The organism is Microcoleus sp. AT3-D2 (assembly GCF_036705715.1).
GTDB lineage: Bacteria > Cyanobacteriota > Cyanobacteriia > Cyanobacteriales > Microcoleaceae > Microcoleus.
The window spans coordinates 1-16,406 of record NZ_JAUBVE010000107.1 but is presented as its reverse complement, the minus strand read 5'-3'; the positions used below and the strand labels follow the sequence as shown (position 1 = coordinate 16,406).

General features: G+C 46.6%; 20 protein-coding genes, 1 tRNA gene and 1 pseudogene. 6 read left to right on the top strand and 16 right to left on the bottom strand.

The window, feature by feature from the left end; genetic code table 11:
* The 7 genes from QUB44_RS28535 to QUB44_RS28505 all read right to left on the bottom strand — a co-directional run.
* A partial coding sequence (locus tag QUB44_RS28535) for an IS110 family transposase (protein ID WP_333372753.1) occupies positions 1-284 on the bottom strand: 284 nt, incomplete at its 3' end.
* Positions 285-330: 46 nt separating this feature from the next.
* The gene (locus tag QUB44_RS28530) at positions 331-711 is read right to left on the bottom strand and encodes an IS110 family transposase (RefSeq protein ID WP_333372750.1); all 381 of its coding nucleotides are present in this window, start codon (positions 709-711) and stop codon (positions 331-333) included.
* Positions 677-871: a hypothetical protein gene (locus QUB44_RS28525; protein ID WP_333372748.1), complete on the bottom strand. Its 195-nt coding sequence runs from the start codon at positions 869-871 to the stop codon at positions 677-679. The genes QUB44_RS28530 and QUB44_RS28525 overlap by 35 nt, the downstream gene beginning before the upstream one ends.
* 292 nt (positions 872-1,163) lie before the next feature.
* The gene (locus QUB44_RS28520) at positions 1,164-1,391 is read right to left on the bottom strand and encodes a hypothetical protein (RefSeq protein WP_333372745.1); all 228 of its coding nucleotides are present in this window, start codon (positions 1,389-1,391) and stop codon (positions 1,164-1,166) included.
* A 242-nt stretch (positions 1,392-1,633) separates the two neighbouring features.
* Positions 1,634-2,254, bottom strand: coding sequence for a pre-peptidase C-terminal domain-containing protein (locus QUB44_RS28515; RefSeq protein ID WP_333372742.1), 621 nt, complete (start codon positions 2,252-2,254; stop codon positions 1,634-1,636).
* A 238-nt stretch (positions 2,255-2,492) separates the two neighbouring features.
* Positions 2,493-3,944 carry a trypsin-like peptidase domain-containing protein gene (locus QUB44_RS28510; protein ID WP_333372739.1) on the bottom strand — a complete coding sequence of 484 codons (1,452 nt, stop codon included), beginning with the start codon at positions 3,942-3,944 and terminating at the stop codon, positions 2,493-2,495.
* Positions 3,945-4,114: 170 nt separating this feature from the next.
* Entirely contained in the window at positions 4,115-4,294 is a 180-nt protein-coding gene (locus QUB44_RS28505) for a hypothetical protein (RefSeq protein ID WP_333109038.1), read from the bottom strand.
* A gap of 59 nt (positions 4,295-4,353) precedes the next feature.
* Here QUB44_RS28505 and QUB44_RS28500 point away from each other — a divergent pair, with 59 nt between their 5' ends.
* Positions 4,354-5,583 (top strand): transposase, encoded by a 1,230-nt coding sequence (locus tag QUB44_RS28500; RefSeq protein ID WP_333372736.1) that lies wholly within the window; start codon positions 4,354-4,356, stop codon positions 5,581-5,583.
* A gap of 37 nt (positions 5,584-5,620) precedes the next feature.
* Here QUB44_RS28500 and QUB44_RS28495 read toward each other — a convergent pair whose 3' ends face one another.
* The 3 genes from QUB44_RS28495 to psbX form a co-directional block, all read right to left on the bottom strand.
* Entirely contained in the window at positions 5,621-6,745 is a 1,125-nt protein-coding gene (locus QUB44_RS28495) for a redoxin domain-containing protein (protein ID WP_333372734.1), read from the bottom strand.
* A gap of 268 nt (positions 6,746-7,013) precedes the next feature.
* Positions 7,014-7,823 (bottom strand): Ycf66 family protein, encoded by an 810-nt coding sequence (locus tag QUB44_RS28490; protein WP_333372731.1) that lies wholly within the window; start codon positions 7,821-7,823, stop codon positions 7,014-7,016.
* A 281-nt stretch (positions 7,824-8,104) separates the two neighbouring features.
* Positions 8,105-8,224 (bottom strand): photosystem II reaction center X protein, encoded by a 120-nt coding sequence (gene psbX, locus QUB44_RS28485; RefSeq protein WP_333160753.1) that lies wholly within the window; start codon positions 8,222-8,224, stop codon positions 8,105-8,107.
* A gap of 124 nt (positions 8,225-8,348) precedes the next feature.
* On the opposite strand from psbX, the gene QUB44_RS28480 reads away from it, so the two are divergent.
* Entirely contained in the window at positions 8,349-8,633 is a 285-nt protein-coding gene (locus tag QUB44_RS28480) for a YggT family protein (RefSeq protein WP_006634856.1), read from the top strand.
* Positions 8,634-8,756: 123 nt separating this feature from the next.
* Here the strand turns inward: QUB44_RS28480 and accC are convergent, their stop codons facing one another.
* Complete coding sequence (accC, locus tag QUB44_RS28475; RefSeq protein WP_333372729.1) at positions 8,757-10,112, bottom strand: acetyl-CoA carboxylase biotin carboxylase subunit; 1,356 nt, start codon at positions 10,110-10,112, stop codon at positions 8,757-8,759.
* Between the two features lie 228 nt (positions 10,113-10,340).
* Here accC and QUB44_RS28470 point away from each other — a divergent pair.
* The 4 genes from QUB44_RS28470 (at position 10,341) to QUB44_RS28455 (ending at position 11,975) form a co-directional block, all read left to right on the top strand.
* Positions 10,341-10,424 (top strand) — tRNA-Leu (locus tag QUB44_RS28470).
* 190 nt (positions 10,425-10,614) lie between these two features.
* Positions 10,615-10,827: a helix-turn-helix domain-containing protein gene (locus tag QUB44_RS28465; RefSeq protein ID WP_006634859.1), complete on the top strand. Its 213-nt coding sequence runs from the start codon at positions 10,615-10,617 to the stop codon at positions 10,825-10,827.
* 21 nt (positions 10,828-10,848) lie between these two features.
* Entirely contained in the window at positions 10,849-11,418 is a 570-nt protein-coding gene (locus tag QUB44_RS28460; protein ID WP_333372726.1) for a hypothetical protein, read from the top strand.
* The gene (locus QUB44_RS28455) at positions 11,415-11,975 is read left to right on the top strand and encodes a hypothetical protein (protein ID WP_333372723.1); all 561 of its coding nucleotides are present in this window, start codon (positions 11,415-11,417) and stop codon (positions 11,973-11,975) included. Before QUB44_RS28460 ends, QUB44_RS28455 begins: the two co-directional genes overlap by 4 nt.
* A 2-nt stretch (positions 11,976-11,977) precedes the next feature.
* On the opposite strand, the gene QUB44_RS28450 is transcribed toward QUB44_RS28455, so the two are convergent.
* From QUB44_RS28450 to QUB44_RS31285, 5 genes and pseudogenes are all read right to left on the bottom strand, one after another.
* A complete protein-coding gene (locus QUB44_RS28450; RefSeq protein ID WP_333372720.1) occupies positions 11,978-13,489 on the bottom strand; it encodes a hypothetical protein in 1,512 nt (503 codons plus the stop codon).
* A 17-nt stretch (positions 13,490-13,506) separates the two neighbouring features.
* A complete protein-coding gene (locus QUB44_RS28445) occupies positions 13,507-13,857 on the bottom strand; it encodes a hypothetical protein (RefSeq protein WP_333372718.1) in 351 nt (116 codons plus the stop codon).
* 13 nt (positions 13,858-13,870) lie between these two features.
* Positions 13,871-15,382, bottom strand: coding sequence for a CHAT domain-containing protein (locus QUB44_RS28440; protein WP_333372715.1), 1,512 nt, complete (start codon positions 15,380-15,382; stop codon positions 13,871-13,873).
* 195 nt (positions 15,383-15,577) lie between these two features.
* Positions 15,578-16,072: a hypothetical protein gene (locus QUB44_RS28435; RefSeq protein WP_333372713.1), complete on the bottom strand. Its 495-nt coding sequence runs from the start codon at positions 16,070-16,072 to the stop codon at positions 15,578-15,580.
* 51 nt (positions 16,073-16,123) lie between these two features.
* Positions 16,124-16,273 (bottom strand): annotated as a pseudogene (locus QUB44_RS31285) (tetratricopeptide repeat protein); the annotation flags it as partial.
* Between the last annotated feature and the right edge of the window lie 133 nt (positions 16,274-16,406).

The following is a 16,406-nucleotide window of genomic DNA, read 5'->3' as shown; positions in this document are numbered from 1 at the left end:
ATTTTGACCTTTCCACGACCCAATAATCGTTCACTCATAGCTTTGAGTAACGGGTTATGACGCATCGCCACTACCGCAGGCATATATAATGCCTTTCGCAGTCGGACATTGCCAGTGCAGGACAAACGAGTTTTGCCCTTAACCGAAGTCCCAGAAGTGCGTTCGCTGGGAGTTAAACCGGCATAGGCTGCTAATTGACGAGCATTATCGTAATCAGAAACTTCACCAATTTCAGCTAATAATACAGAAGCTGTTAAATCGCCAATGCCAGGAATTGAGGTCAACAGCTCACGCTGTTGTTTTAAATGTGGATGTTGGTCAAAATGGTCACTAATCAGTTTTTTGATCAGTTGTTGTTGCCATGATTAGATACTCTAAGTGTGCCAGAGTAAGGCCAGCAACAGTTGGCGTAGCTGTCTCCAAACGGTTTTGTTCGCTCGTCATCATTTCTGTGACTGATTCTAGCCGTCGCAACAAAGCTTGTAATTCCTTGACTTCGGGCGCGGTTGGTGTCCACAGAGACGGTTTCATCGCCGCACAAAAACGAGCAATCAGTGCTGCATCTACGGAGTCGGTTTTAGTTCGCAGAAGTTCGCTTTTAGCAAACCCTTTAATCCGGGCCGGATTGACGATACTTACCTGAAACCCAGCCCCATAGAGGAATTCGGCTAAAGCTTCACGCCAAAATGCTAGTAGCTTCCATACAAGCATGGATCTCGACTACACTTTGTTGTTTGAGCCAGTTATGTAAACTCTCAAACCCTTGAGTATTGTTAGTAAACTTTTTGGGTTTAGTCGCACGGCTTTGGGTCAGCAATGAGACATAAAAGTCTTTTTTACTGATGTCTATGCCTAAGACTGTTGATGTCATTTTTGGCTCCCAATATACTCCGATTTATGAAAGAACCGACAGGCAATTGAAGACTAACGAGAGTCAATGCAGGCTTTCAAGGGCGGTGCCGAGAGCCTAAGATACCGCCTGTGTTTGTGTGCGCCTGTCATCAGTAATGGGAGCTTATCTACACAACAGACTTGCGAAAGTCTAAGGGGCGGGCCAACTTCACCGATTTCTGATGTCCGATCACAACACTTTCTGCTGAAACTTGCACCAAGGCGCTACATTTTTCTTGTTTCTTTAGATTTACGCCTACTTGATAGAGCGATCACCTATTTGATGGAGCGATCGCCTGAGTGACAGCTCGATCGCCTGCTTGACGGAGCGATCGCCTGAGTGACAGCTCGATCGCCTGAGTGTCGGTACGATCGCCTGCTTGACGGTACGATCGCCTGAGTGTCGGTACGATCGCCTGCTTGACGGTACGATCGCCTGAGTGTCGGTACGATCGCCTGAGTGACAGCTCGATCGCCTGACTGACTCTTTTAAGATACAAGGGGCGGGTTCAGAACAATACCTGTCAATTATTGACAATCTCAAAAACCCGCCCCGACCGGGATATTATGGTTAATCGATCGCACATGATTATATAAAATTATAAGTGCAAGACTATAACATTTATAGTTGCAGAGAAACATCTGAATTTACCAAAGTGGATAGTAGTTGCTTGTAGTGCGATCGACCCAGCATTATAGGGGCACGGCAATGCCGTGCCCTGACTCCCAAGTTTCGTTCAAACTAATTTCCCGTTGTTTCGCGGACGGTCAAACTATACTTGCCCCTACCTTTTGGAGGCGGATCATAAGCATTGACAATAACGCGATAGCGACCGTTCGCAGACAAGGTAACAGTAAGCTCTGAATTGGAATTTTGTTGCGTCGCATCATCATTTTCTGCTAGTAGCTCGCCCTGGGAGTTGAAAATAGCGAGATAAGTATCAAACTCGGTACTTTCTACGGTAACAACCACTTTCTGACCCTGAGTGCCTTCAAAGGTATACTCATCGTACAAACTGCTGTCAGAGGGCAGTACAGAAGACTTAGCAGGGCTGAGTTCTCCGTTTTGCTCTAAGATGACTTTAGATGAACCCGCATCAGGACTCGGCGGAGGTTCTACAGTTGGGCTCTGAGTTGGCGAACTTTGTGGTGATGGCGACGGGTTGGGGCTTGCTTGAGCTAAAACCGCCTTGCCAGCAGGCTTCGCATCAGTTAAATTTTGAGGAAATTCTGCTGAAATGAGGGTGGAAATACTGTTAGCAACTCCACTTAAATTTGAAACGGGCAGGGAAACAGTCGGCTTGCCCGAAAAAGTAGCTACCAGAGCAATTGGCGCGATCGCCCAAAATCTAACTTGACGCATGAATTACCTCGGTTTGCAACGAAGAAGGAAGTTCGGCCACGAGCACTGTACAAGATTTAACGGATGGAAGAAGCAAGTTCGGCAACGGATCAGTGTAAAGGATTTAACGGATGGGAGAAGGAAGTTCGGCAACGGATCAGTGTACAAGATTTAATGAATGCACGGAAGCAGGAAGCAGGAAGCAGAATAATTCGACCAATTACCAATTCCCGATTACCAATTACCTTTTTACCCCTTTTCACCGGACAGTTAGAGTGTAACGACCCCTGCCCGAAGCATCGTAAGCATTGACAATTACGCGATAGCGACCCGTAGCGGGCAAAGTAACGGTCAGAAAAGCATTTTTAGTCGAATCGCTTCCATCGTCATTTTCTGCTACTAATCTGCCGTTAGGGCCAAATATAGCCACATAGGGATCGAAATCTGTACTTTCGAGGGAAATGGCTACAGACTGACCCGATCGACCTTCAAAAGTATACTCTTGATACAGACTGTTGTCAGACGGCAATACTGGGCCGCCTGCGACTAAAGCGCCTTCTTCTTGCAAAATCGCCCTAGAAGGCGCGGTAGGAGCACTCGCTTTCAGTTCTAACGTATAAGCCCCTGACTGCCTAGCTTGGTAGGAATTTGCCACTAATGTGTAAGTCCCGTCTGCTGGCAGCCTGACTGTAATTCTGGCGTCTTTACTGCCTGCCCCGTCATCGTCTTGCGCGATTTCGCTCTGGTTGGGCCCGAGCAAAATTAAATAAGGGTCAATCTCTTGACTTTTCATTTCTATTGTGATTTCCTGGCCCGCTTTTCCCTCAAATGAGTAGAGGTCAAAAAAGCTGTTGTCGGTGGGCAGAACGCTAGACTTGTCGGTGAGGAGGCCGCTGACGGCGGGCCCGTTTAACGCAACTTTTTGAGGTGATTTGTTGCCACCAAAGGGCGATCGGGCTTGAGCCACGCGGGGAGCTCGCCCTTCTCGCACCGCTGTCAGGAAAGCGGGTAATTTGTCTGCGGAAATTGCAAAACCGATACCGATACTGCCACCGCCCCGACCGCGAGTAAAAATAGAAGTATTGACGCCGATTAATTCTCCTGAACTGTTGAGCAGCGGGCCTCCTGAATTGCCGGGATTGATGGCTGCGTCGGTTTGAATTAAGCCCCGCTGCTGGTCGATGCGGCTGACGATTCCGACTGTAAAAGTACCTTGAAATTGACCGAAGGGATTCCCGATCGCAAATGCTTGTTGCCCGACTTTCACCGATCCGGGACGGGCTAAAGGAATGGTGGGCAAATTGTTTTGACCGCGAATCTTCACCACGGCTAAGTCTAGACCGTCTTCGCCGAATCCGACGACATCGGCGACAAGTTTTCTGCCGTCTGACAGAATTATATTCACGGTACCGCCGGCGGCAACAACGTGGGCGTTAGTTAAAACCATGCCGTCCGGGCTGATAATCGTGCCGCTGCCGTTAGATTTATCTGTATCGACTGTAACAACGGCCGGACTGGCCTTTTCGTAGACTCGAATATTGGTTTGTTCTTCGACTGTTTGGGCGATCGCACCCTGGGAATGCACCGAATTAAATTCCGTTAAATCTGTTGATTGCCGCACAGGAGACCTCGTAACAACCGCACTGGCGCTGGCTGCAACCCCAACCGTTAAAATTCCCGATACTGCTAAACTTAGAAGTGTGAAATTCATGGCGATCGATTATTATTTAGCGATCGGTAGCTAGGAATTAGGTTTTGTGGATAACCGCTAACTACCTTCTGTAATTATTTTAGCTAAAGCGCCGAAATCCCCACACTATACCTGTAATCAGGTTAGTGTGGGATGAATAGGGGGGTCAAGGTAGGTACGGAGTTGACCACTTAATTTTCTTCGTCACAGATCAATTTATCAACAAATTCTCTGAGACGTTCAGGCCAGTCGGGAACAGCCTTAAGTTTCTCTTTTTGTCCTTCGTAACCTTTGAATCCGATCGTTTCCTTGTCTAGAGGGCGTTTGAGCCGTTTCTTGGCACCGAATGTATTATTTTTCTGGAATGGCATTGACACGCTGGTTGACAGTAAGTTAACTTACATATAGCAGAATCAACAAGGTCTAGGGAATGAGAATCTCTTACCAGTATCGATTACGTCCAACAAAGTTACAAGCCATTGAGATTGACAGATGGCTGTCAATGATGTGTAGCCAGTATAACTATTTGTTGGCGGATAGATGTAACTGGTATGAGCAAAACCGTTCTCCCATCAATGCCTGTCCTCTGGTTTGCCACTTACCTCAACTGCGGGATAATCCAGATTACTACAGCCAGAAGAAGACCTTACCTCAACTCAAAAAAACTCATCCTTGGTATGCCGAGATTTACTCTCAAGTTCTTCAAGATGTAGTTAAGCGAGTTAAGGTAACTTTTGATAGTTTCCTAAAAGGTGATAGCAACGGAAAGCGTAGCGGTAGACCTCGATTTAAACCACGCAGTCGTTATCGCACGTTTACTTATCCTCAAGTTAAATCCGGGTGCTTACAAAATAACTTAATCAACTTACCGATGCTAGGAAAAGTTAAAGTTGTTTTACACCGTGACCTACCTGATGGATGCAAAATCAAAACCGTTTCTCTCACCAAAAAAGCTGATGGGTACTATCTTACGCTCTCTCTAGAAGATTCAACAGTCCCTGAAATCAAGGCAGATTTTAATCCACACAAGATTACTGGAATTGATGTTGGGCTGAAGGAATTTTTGACAACCTCAGAGGGCGAGACTGTTGCAATCCCTCAACATTACCGCAAAACCCAAAAACGCCTACGAACTATCCAGAAGCGAGTCTCACGCCGCAAAAAAGGCAGCAACCGGAGGCAGAAAGCAGTTAAGCAATTGGGGAAGTATCACAAAAAAATAGCGGACAAGCGTAAAGACTTTCATTTCAAGACTGCTAACGCTCTATTGAAGAAATATGATGTTATTGCGGTTGAAGGCTTGAATGTCAAGGGACTTGCCCGTACAAGATTGGCTAAATCTGTGTTGGATGCTGGGTGGTCAAACTTCCTGTCGATATTAACAAATAAAGCCGTAAATGCTGGTTTGTTGGTAGTGACCGTATGTGCCTATAACACTTCACAAGATTGTTCGAGTTGCGGCGAAAAAGTACCGAAAAAGCTGCATGAAAGATGGCACGATTGCTCCCATTGCGGGTGTGGTCTTGACCGCGATCATAATGCAGCAATAAATATAAAGAATAGGGCGGTAGGTCATCCCGTTCTTAAAGCTCAGTTAATGTCCGAAGCAATAGCTGGAGTCTCTGAGAAGCCTACATCATACTCTACTCAGTTGGTGTAGGAGTATGTCACGACTTGCACCACGGTAGTGACCTGCCTCACGCGGGTTCTCCAACTCGGGAATCTGAATCAGCAGCTAAATACTTAAAATTAGCTTGTCGTACCGCAGCATCCTCATTGCCGTAGAAAAAAGACAGCAAAGCAAAACGCTGGCCGCTAATCACCGGCGTCGCTTCATGCAGCAAAGAACACGAAAAAATAATCGCCGTGCCACAATCCCCTTTATAACCGTGCGGCGCGTACTCTGGAAACCGTAAAAATCCCCCCGTGTACTCTCCCACATTCAAGTTTAGCGTCATCGCAAACCTGCGGTGCAGCGTAGCTTTGCTAGTGTTGTCGCGGTGTGGCCGAAAATAACCGCCGCTGTCAGCATCGTAACAGCCCACCAAATACCGCTCAAACCTGGTAATTGTAAACTGAAAAGCTTTCTCTACTTCCGGCCGCACCCGGCGCAAAATAATCGCACTCAATTGTCGCTGGAAATCCTCGTCTTGAATAAAGAAATCTCGGCGCTTCTTAAAAGTGTCGTCGTGCAGGCCAACTGTTTTCCCGTCCACTTGCCTCATAAAGCCCGAAGGACTGCCACCGTGAGCTTTGTACATATCGATCAAACTGCGGCAAGAGGCTTTGTCCAAAACGTTAGGAATTACCAACACCGGGGCGTGACGAGTGGCTGCTCGGGCTTCCTCAATTGGGGGCAAAGTTTTAATAAAATCTAATACTTGCTGGGCGTGTTGGTGCGGTTCACCCATCGGCAAAATATTAATTACCTGAAGGTTTTCGTTGAGAACAAAAGTTTGGGGTGCATAGTGAACTCCGGCAACTCCATTTTGTTCGACATCTTGGGAAACACCGTACTGCTGGCTGACTGTTTTATGCAAGTCCCAGAAAAAGAGGAATGACGGAGCAATTGTTGTCGGTCTGTTTTGTTCTTTGTCTGCTGGGTCAACGCTCACTCCGAACCGCGCTACTTGCAAGCTTCGGAATTCCTCTGATAGCTCTTGAAAGCTTTTGAGGATAACTTGGATTTGTTCAAAAGCTGCGCTGGCAAAGAAAAACAGCACGACTCGCCGGCCGCCAACAGTCGGGAAATGAAATAAGGGGTTATTTGTAGAAGGAACGGAAAACCAGGGAGCCGGATCTCCTATTTCGAGTAATGGCATCTTGCTGATTTAAGATTGGGGATTTTATATTTAGATTATTATGCTGTCGATTAGTTCCACAGATTAGGTAGGTCAAAATAATTTTTTAAAAAAATTAGCTTTTATTTGTATATATCTATGTTTGTCTGGGGTTTCACCCTCGCAATTTACAGTCTTTTTGAGCACTTTCATATCTGAGAATAAGTAGATGGGCATCAATAAACGCAACTGATTTTTTTGCCTGCGGGCACGAGAAATGTTTAGTTTCACCCATCTACTTAGTGTTTGCCTATTTGTCGAAACTGGGGGAATTATCCGGTTGGTCTTCCGGGTATTCTACAGGTCGATACTCCACGTAGTCTGACGGCGGTGCTTCCACGTCGCGGTTGCTGGGGCGAGACCTGGATGATTCCGTAGGACGGGTTTTTTTGGTTCTCGGCGGCGTATCGGAACTGCGGTTTTCCGAAGCAGGGGGGCGACTGCTGCGGCTGCGGGTCGGTCTTTCTTCGGGGTTGTCTGAAACGTCCCAGTTGTCAGACTCTTGGGCAGGCGGAGCTTCTGGGCGAGAGGGACGTTTGCGCGAAGATCGATCGGGCGAGTCGGGCCTGGAGGTGTTAACGCTGCCGTTGCGATTCGAGGGGCGGCGGCGGGGTTCGTCGTCGTAGGCTTCCCGAGAGGAACGGTAGTCTTGGCTGCCTCTAATCCGAGGACGCTGCGGATAGTCTTCCTCTGGTTCTAGCTGTTCCATGTCGGCATCGTAGCCGTCGTAACCGTAGGCGTTGCTGACCGGTCGGTCTTCATCTATGTATTGGGCGCGACTTTTGGCTTGGGCTGTGGTCGCTCCTCGCAGCTTAATGCTTTCTGCTGCAAAAAATATGGCGGAACCGGTGAGCAGAAATTGACCGAATGCCAAAATTGGGTCAAGCCGCCATCCTTGAAATAACAGAATACCGCCGCACAGCAGGCCGACTGCTGCAAAAAAAATATCGTGGTCTCGGGCTAGTTTGGGACGCCACGATCGCAGAAAATACAGTCCTGCCCCTGCTACTGCTAGGATAATCCCTAACAGGCTGCTCCAGTTCAATCCTAAATTGACCATTAGCCTATCTCCTATGTCTTTCCTATGTTAACGAGTTAGATTTTACATCTATCATTAAGTCTGTCAGCCCGACTGTGCTTTCTGGGGCAGCGTCCGGTCAGGGTTTCAGCTTGGGAAGTGAGTATAATAATGAGTTTAACGGGAAAAAACCTCAGCTTGGCAGTCAACTGAAGGTTTTGCCTTGACAGTTGCTGGCAGCCGAGGTTTCTCGGATCGGGGAAATGCCCGACTTGTAGCCCACAATATACTTGCAGCGCCGGACTTAGAAACCCGCTGACTTTTTAGGTGCGCTTGATTTTGTCTTTTTGGCTGATGAAGATCAGGGCGATCGTTGCTGGAATCACTACCACTGTCACGCCGATCAGCAGGCTGTACAAAAAGTTCGCGAGAGAAGGAGTCATAGATTCAAAGCCTTTGTTACAACAATTTGATTTTTATTAATTTTATACTTTCGATCGCACCTGTGAAACGGTTAAAATTATGAATAGCAGACTTAACAAAACTTAAAATTTCGAGATAAGACCCATGACTGGTATTACCGTTGCAAGTTGGATTCTGGGCTCTGTCCTAGTCGTGATGACCTTGCTGTTTATTTTTCGGATCGTCTTGACTTGGTATCCGGAGGTGAACCTGAGCAAGTTGCCGTTGAGTCTGATTGCTTGGCCGACAGAACCTTTTTTAGCCGTAACTAGAAAGATTGTGCCGCCGATCGGCGGGGTGGACATTACGCCGATTATTTGGGTGGGTATCTGTAGCTTGCTGCGAGAAATGATTCTCGGCCAGCAAGGGCTGCTGACGATGATGATGTAAGAGTCAGCGGGCATGGTGCATGGGGCATGGGGCATGGGGCATGGGGCATGGGGCATGGGGCATGGGTTAGTTGCCAACTGCCAACTGCCAACTGCCGACTGCCCACTGACTAATGACTACTGACTAATGACTGTTTTGGTTCAAGAACTGTTCGACGAAATTGGTGTAAACTTCGCCGCTGAGAAACTCGGGGGAATCGAGGATTTTTTGGTGGAAGCTGAGGGTGGTAGGAACGCCAGTAATAGCACATTCCCGCAATGCCCGTTTCATCCTGCGGATGGCTGTTGGTCGATCGCGCCCCCATACAATTACCTTACCGATTAAAGAATCGTAGTAAGCGGGTATTTCGTAATCGGTGTAAACGTGAGAGTCCATCCGCACGCCGGGGCCACCGGGAGGCAAATAACCGCTGATTATGCCGGGGTGAGGGCGGAAGTTGCGATCGGGGTCTTCAGCATTGATGCGGCACTCGATCGCGTGACCGCTTAGAATTACTTGGTTTTGCTTGATTTGCAGTTTTTCTCCCTGGGCGATGCGGATTTGTTCGGCTATCAAGTCGAGGCCTGTAATCATCTCGGTGACGGGATGTTCTACTTGGATGCGGGTGTTCATTTCCATGAAGTAGAACTTGCCCGATTTGTCAAGCAGAAATTCGACAGTGCCCGCACCCGTGTAGTTGATGGATTTGGCGGCGGCAATGGCAGCGTGACCCATTTGATCTCGCAGTTTCTGGCTGAGGGCTGGGCTGGGGGCTTCTTCGAGGAGTTTTTGGTGTCGGCGCTGAATCGAACAATCTCTCTCGCCGAGGTGGATGACGTTACCGTAGTTGTCGGCGAGGATTTGGATTTCGATGTGGCGGGGTCTTTCGATGAATTTTTCGAGGTAAAGTCCGGGATTGCCGAAGGCTGCATCGGCTTCGCCTTGGGCTGCTGAGAATAGTTTGGGGAGTTCCGAGGGCTCTCTGACTAGCCTCATGCCGCGGCCTCCACCGCCGGCGGTGGCTTTGATCATCACAGGATAGCCGATGTCGCGGGCGATCGACAAAGCTTCGCGATCGTCCGCCAGCAATCCCTCGCTACCGGGAACTGTGGGGACTTTCACTCGCTGCATCGTTTCTTTGGCGGTGGATTTATCGCCCATCGCCCGCATTGCTGCCGGAGAAGGCCCGATGAAGGTAATTTGATGGTCGGCGCAGATTTCGGCAAATCGGGCGTTTTCGGCGAGGAAGCCGTAACCGGGGTGAATGGCTGCGGCGTTGCGTGTCAGGGCTGCCGCGATGATGTTGGGGATGTTTAAATAGCTTTTGCTGCTGGTGGGGGGGCCGATGCAAACGGCTTCGTCTGCCAACTGGACGTGCAAGGCGTGTTTATCTACGGTGGAGTGTACGGCGACCGTGGCAATCCCCATTTCCTCGCAGGTCCGCAATATGCGGAGAGCTATTTCTCCCCGATTAGCGATTAAAATTTTCGAGAACCCCATCTTCGCTGCTTAATTCACTCAATATTCTGTACAATAATGCCTTTCGGTATGTTCTGGATAATCGTTTTGCAGAAATTGTTCACAAAAATTTATTTTACATTTTGCTGGTAGTGGTGCTATGATTGTAAATCGGCGGTCTCAAAGGGCAAGTCACAAGTTAAATGTCAGGAACCTCAACCTGTGAATCTTTAACTCGTAACGCAAAAATCCCAGAGAGTGCTAGAAAGAGCGGATGTGGCGGAATTGGTATACGCGCACGCTTGAGGTGCGTGTGGCAATATGTCCTTGCGAGTTCGAGTCTCGCCATCCGCATTGAATATAAAAAACAACTGTTGACGGTTTTGGCTGTCGGCAGTTGTTTTATATTGAGTGGTTTTTCTCGAAAGTCGATCGAGTTTTAGATCGGATTCTCGAAAACTCGATCGAACTAAGCATTCTTTAGCTGTCGATCGACAATTGTGTTTGAATTAAAAAGATAGATACTTATCGTTTGTCAAGTAGAATGGGGTTAGTTAGGTTCCGAATCCGAGAGTTGGCTGACGAAAAAGGATGGACGCTAAAGGATGTTGCCGATCGATCGGAGGTTCCGTACAGCACAGTCAGGCACTATGCTCGATCGGAAGGACTAGCAACGGTTGATATCACATCAATTCAAAAAATAGCTCGCACCCTTGATGTTTTGATTGAGGAGTTGATGGAAGTTGTTAAAGAATAATAATGAGAATGGTGTTGGATAGTGCCACAATATTTTGGGGAGGCTAATCAGAAAGAAATCCGTCAATATGCAGAAATTATCGCCATGACGGATGATGTGTATACAATAGCTAATTATCTAGAGATTTCTGAACAAATTATCCGCCAAGTAAAAGAACACATATTTATCAAGGAACACGAGCTTGACATTCCCAATGATGAGACAAATACTATTAGTCATGTCCGAGGTAATTTTACACCCGATGGTGAGATTGCTGATTTATGGATAAGTGCAAAAAATGGTGAGCTACAACCGAGAGAACTTAGCAAGTTTAAACGGTTGATAGCCCATGAGTATATAGAGCAAGCACTAATGGCCGATGGACTTCCTTATCGATCGCCTAAAGCTTGGATAGAGCATCCCATGTATGGTTTTGGCAACTGGCCAACCCCGGAGAATTTCGGAGCACACGATATAGCTCCTCATACCAGCAAGCCCAATCCATTTTCCCACTGGGTTAACATAATAGGTAAGTCAGCGGAAGGACTGATGCTTGCGGACAACCTCTCGAATCTTGATGAGTTGCTTGAAGCTATTAGAGAAAGAATATGACTGCGAAAACAATTACCGACACTGCACTAGAGCGAATTTTAGCAATTAAATGGGAGCCAGACGATAGTCGCGTTAACTCTCACATTGCCCTTTTGCGAGAATACTTGAGACGTGCTGCGCTGTGGGCCAAGGCTTTAGATTGTACGGATGAATGGCCGTTTTTTGATGTGGCTGCTCATATTGATTCTCTAGATGCCGATGAAACTAAGGTTAAAGTGCTTAAGACTCATTTCACAGAGACACCGTTTTATGTGGCGGGTATTATTGAGAAAACCTGCGAGTGGTTCCTTCATTGGGATAGCGCGAAAAATTCACCAAAAGTCAGTGAATTTATTCTACCTGAACCCTACGAACCGCTAATCATAATGTATGAACGCGGTGGCATATTCTCTATGGAACATGGATTTTTTGATTTTGCTGTTGGGGGTTTTCCTAGAGGTAAATGGCATAAATACGACCAAATCATGCCTTTGTTGAAACTAGATGCGAGAACTTTAGATCGACTAGATATTGATTCGGGCGATGGGTTGAATGCAATTAACCCGAAAGCAGAGTGAGGTTACACATCAATAGAGCGAGGTTGATTTTCGGAACTAGGTAAACTTGTCTGCGCGGATGATGGTTTTAACACTTTACGAGCAATCAGCCAAGCAACCCCTCCCAAGACTCCACCACCTAAGCAACTAACTATAATGGCAATAAAGAAGGGATGAGGCGACAGCAGAGGATGCTGAAAAGAGGGGAAACCCCAAGGTTTGTCTACAGCCAAGGTGTAGCTGCTGGAAACAACCCCCGCAACACCTATACCCACACCGACAACGGCTATAGTTATTTGTAAATTGCGATCGCTATCTCTTTCATTTTGCTCATACTCTACCTGTAGTTTTTGAGCATCCACTTCCACAATGCCTCTGATTGTTTCAATCATCTGTTGAAATAATTGCTTTCCTGCGGCCAGATAACTCATATTCAGTTTAATCTGTTGCCGAAAAGTCTTGCAACTACCCTTAAGAAATTCTTTGAAAAAATCTAAGTTATCGATGTCTTTGACGCTGCAATCGCTAAGTTCTTTGAACCAATAACTATAGTTGGCAACATTCGTTTCAATTGTAATCTGGTGAAGTTCTATATCTCGCAAATACCGCGCATAATTCAATCCGATTTTAGGGAGTTCTGTCAGCCAGCCTTCTAGTTGTTCCAGACGTTGCTCTCTATCTGATTTCAAATGGCTAAATTCTGCTACTTTTTCCTCTAATTGACTGTACAGTTTTCTCGCTTCCTCATTGCAAAGATACGCTTGGTGATAAACATAAAGAATTTTACTCCGGCAGCATAACAAATTGAGCAGCGGACGGTAATAATTGCCGGATGCTTCTATCTCTGAAGTTTTTTCATCAGTATCTAACCAGACTAGGATATGACACTTTAATCTCGGATCTTCTTGACTATTGTCAAATTCAAAAATGGGACTACCTAGAAGTTTTCCCTCACCGATTAAATAGGGTTCTGGCTGCTCAAGTTGTGAATCTTTAAACAAAGCGTCTACACAAGCTACTGCTAAATCTTGATAATTGCCAGTAAAATCAACAGGTTTAGTAAATAATACTAGGGTTTGTCCTAGTGACGCTTGGATTTCGCAAGGTAGCAGGCAACCTTTAAAATTTAGGTTGTTCAGTTGGTTGATTTCTACTGTTAGATTCGGGGAAAATAGGCAGAAGTCAAGTGCGTAAGTGTCATGAAGTTGCAGCGGGTAAATTACACCTGTTAGGGGCAGTTTATCCGGTTGGCTAACTGTTGTAAATGACACAAATCTAGCGCCATTTGACTCGTAAAGTTCAAGATAGTAGCTATGTGGGCTATTTTCGCGGTTGCTATTGCTCAGCTTTTCTGGTAAAAAGTCAACCTGCGGATCTGTTGGCAGCAGGTGTCCCAAAGCAGTGCATTTCTGCCATAAATGGTCAGAATTGTCTGCAAGTTGTTTATCGCCTTTAGCAAGGTTGTTGCACAAATGAAAGGCAAACAGCGTGAGTTTGGGATTGGCAAGTTTGCCTGTCAATTCAGGATTGTTCATCAGCTAGAGAATGAGTGCTATTTTGACTGGTTGGGGAAACTTTCTTGGATTGCATTTAATAGCGTTTCTCTGAAAACTTTGGGAGGTGGTGGCGGTGGAGCTATCGGTTTGGTTGTTCCTGGGAGGCGATTGGTTAACTGGATTTCCCCCGAATCTAATCCTTGGCGAGTCAGGGATAATGCGTTTTCAATGTCGGGATACTTTTCACACCATTCAAGGATGCTATCAGCAAGATCGTCCTCTGTTTCTCCGAAATTAACACTTGCCTGTTTGAGGTCTTCATCTCTATTTTCAATCAAAAACAGATCGGGCTGATTTTTAATTAAGTATATAAAGGCGTGGATATTCTTCAGACTACCTTCGAGCATTATTCTCAGATTCCTATTGACCAACTGAACAAAATGCAGCCCAATGATAGGGCGATTGAAAAGGTCGTATTTCTTTAGAGCTTATCTTCTTAAGCATATCGTACAGGCTTGCTTTTTCGACGCGATGTAGGGGAAGTTGCTTTGTCCATACCTGCAAATCTTCTTTAGTAGCATCTCGCAGCCAAAGTTGGGCAGTATTGAGGGCAAGGGAGACACTTAACCCGGCTTTGAGAAGCTGATAAAATTTTATCATCAAAAATGAGGTAGACAAATCGCTGACGGCCCACAGCGTCGATACTACACTGGAACTGCCGGCTACCAGGAAACCGCTAGGTAAGCTGATATATTCGTCGCTGATGCTGCTAAAGTCGCTGATGCCGGTTTCGCAGGCGGAGAGCACAACTAGGCGGCATTCTCGGAAGTCTAGGGCAAAGATGTCTGCTAAGGTGAGGCATTTGGTGAGGTCGAGGGTTTTGCCATTTCGTAAGGGTAGATAGCGAGTGGGGTTTTCTTCAGGGGGAGGCGGGGGTAATTCGCAGTCGGCTAGCAGCAATGCTGATAGTAAAGGTTGATTAAAGTTAAAGTAGCCGTGACAGCTAAAGTGGGCGCAGTGGGCGATACGGAGGCGGCTGTCATCTATGACTGATTTTTTGGCATCATTTTTGACGAGGATATCTTTGGGCTGGAAATGCTGACTAATCGCTGGCACTTCTAAATCTGTAAATTGCAGGTCATTGGTGGGGTTTTGGACGGCAAATAGGTGAGTGAAATGGGGGCGTTTTCGCCTTTGTGCCTGTTGCAGCAGTTGGCAACTGGGGGCATAGCGGACACCTTGTTTGAAGCAATCTAGCAAGCAGGGATTGTGGGGTTCAAGAGACTGGATTTCTGGGTTAAAGCGCTGCCAGGTTTCATGGCTAATCGGCAAGGCGTGAAGGGGGAACAGGTGCAGGAAACGGTGGGGAATTAAAATTAATTGATCGCAGTGTTTCGGTACTCTCCCCAGAATTTCATTGATATGCAATATTTCAGATAGGATTTGGAGGCGAGGGGCTAGGTTTTCCCGCCATTGGGTTTTATCTTCCTTTTGGTAATCTCTGAGATATTCCTCGCGCCAGTTTACCAAGGCTTGAAAGTCGGCTTTTGAAGATTGCCAGACTATAGGAGTTGGTGATTGAGGAGTGATGATAAATGTGAGGAATTTGTCGCCCAGGATGTACCACTCAACGATCGCAGTGTTTTCTGCTGTGAGGGCTTGAATATCGCTGTAGAGGATGCCTTTAACTTTTTGAGTCAGCAGGAAGTCGGGGTCAATGGGTTGGATGTCGCGGACGAGCAGTTCGTCGAGTTGTTGCCGCAATTGGGTGAGATTGGTAGAATCGCGGCTGGTAGTTTGTAGGCGGTCGATTTCGAGGCTGCGTTCTCCCGATATTGTGCCACTGTTGCTGTTACGATTTGTCTGTTCGTTCTCTAGTCGGCGCTGTTCGGCATCAATTTCTCGACGCAGGCGCGAGAGTTCGTCGATCACGGTTTCGGGAATATCGCCTTTGGGGTATAAGTCGCGGGTGGCGAGGAGTTCGACGAGGTTGCGGGTTTTGCTGCGCTCGGCGTATTCTATAGCAATCCGATTTGAGCCTCACAACACAACGCCCTCTTGTCTTCCTAGACTTCTTGTATAGCAAGACTTTCAGATTTTACAGATATAGAAAATCACTTAGGATTGCTATATGGCTGCGGTGTAGTTTTTTAGCTTTAGGCAAACTTCTACCATATTGAGATAGAGTTTATTCCATTCTTCGGCGAGTTTTTGTTTGCTTTCATCTCCAGAATGAATCTCACTCCGTAGGTATTCTACTGTTTCAATCGCGGTGGCAAAAGTATTGTAAGCTAGCTGTAAATCGGGAACGTTTCGATATGCAATCCCTAAATTTAATAAAGTTTGAGCATGATTTTGTGGGAAAGCTTCGCGAGTTCTGATAGTTAAAGCATTGTGATAAAGCTCGATCGCCTTTTTGATGTTCTCAGGTTTCTCTCCCATAATTCTGTCACTGTAGTCAGCAGCTAGGTTATTTTGAGTCATTGCCCATTTTTCAGGGAAATCCTCAAAGGTATAAACTGTTAAATTAGCGTCATAAAAGCCGATCGCCCGTTCTAGATTATCCGCCCGCGAACCGTTGATTCTGTCACTATAAGCAATAGCTAAGTTATTTTGAGTCATTGCCCAACCTTCTGGGAAATCCTCAAAGGTATAAAGTGTTAAAGCTGCCTGACAAAAGCCGATCGCCCGTTCTAGATTATCCGCCCGCGAACCGTTGATTCTGTTTCTGTAGGCAATAGCTAGGTTATTTTGAGTCGTTGCCCAACCTTCTGGGAAATCCTCAAAGGTATAAAGTGTTAAAGCTGCCTGACAAAAGCCGATCGCCCGTTCCAGATTATCCGCCCGCGAACCGTTGATTCTGTCACTGTAGGCATTAGCTAGTACAGCTCGGCGTAAGTATACAGACTATATTTGTGGTAGAATAACATATAGCGTTTCGAGCGAAAGATGAGGT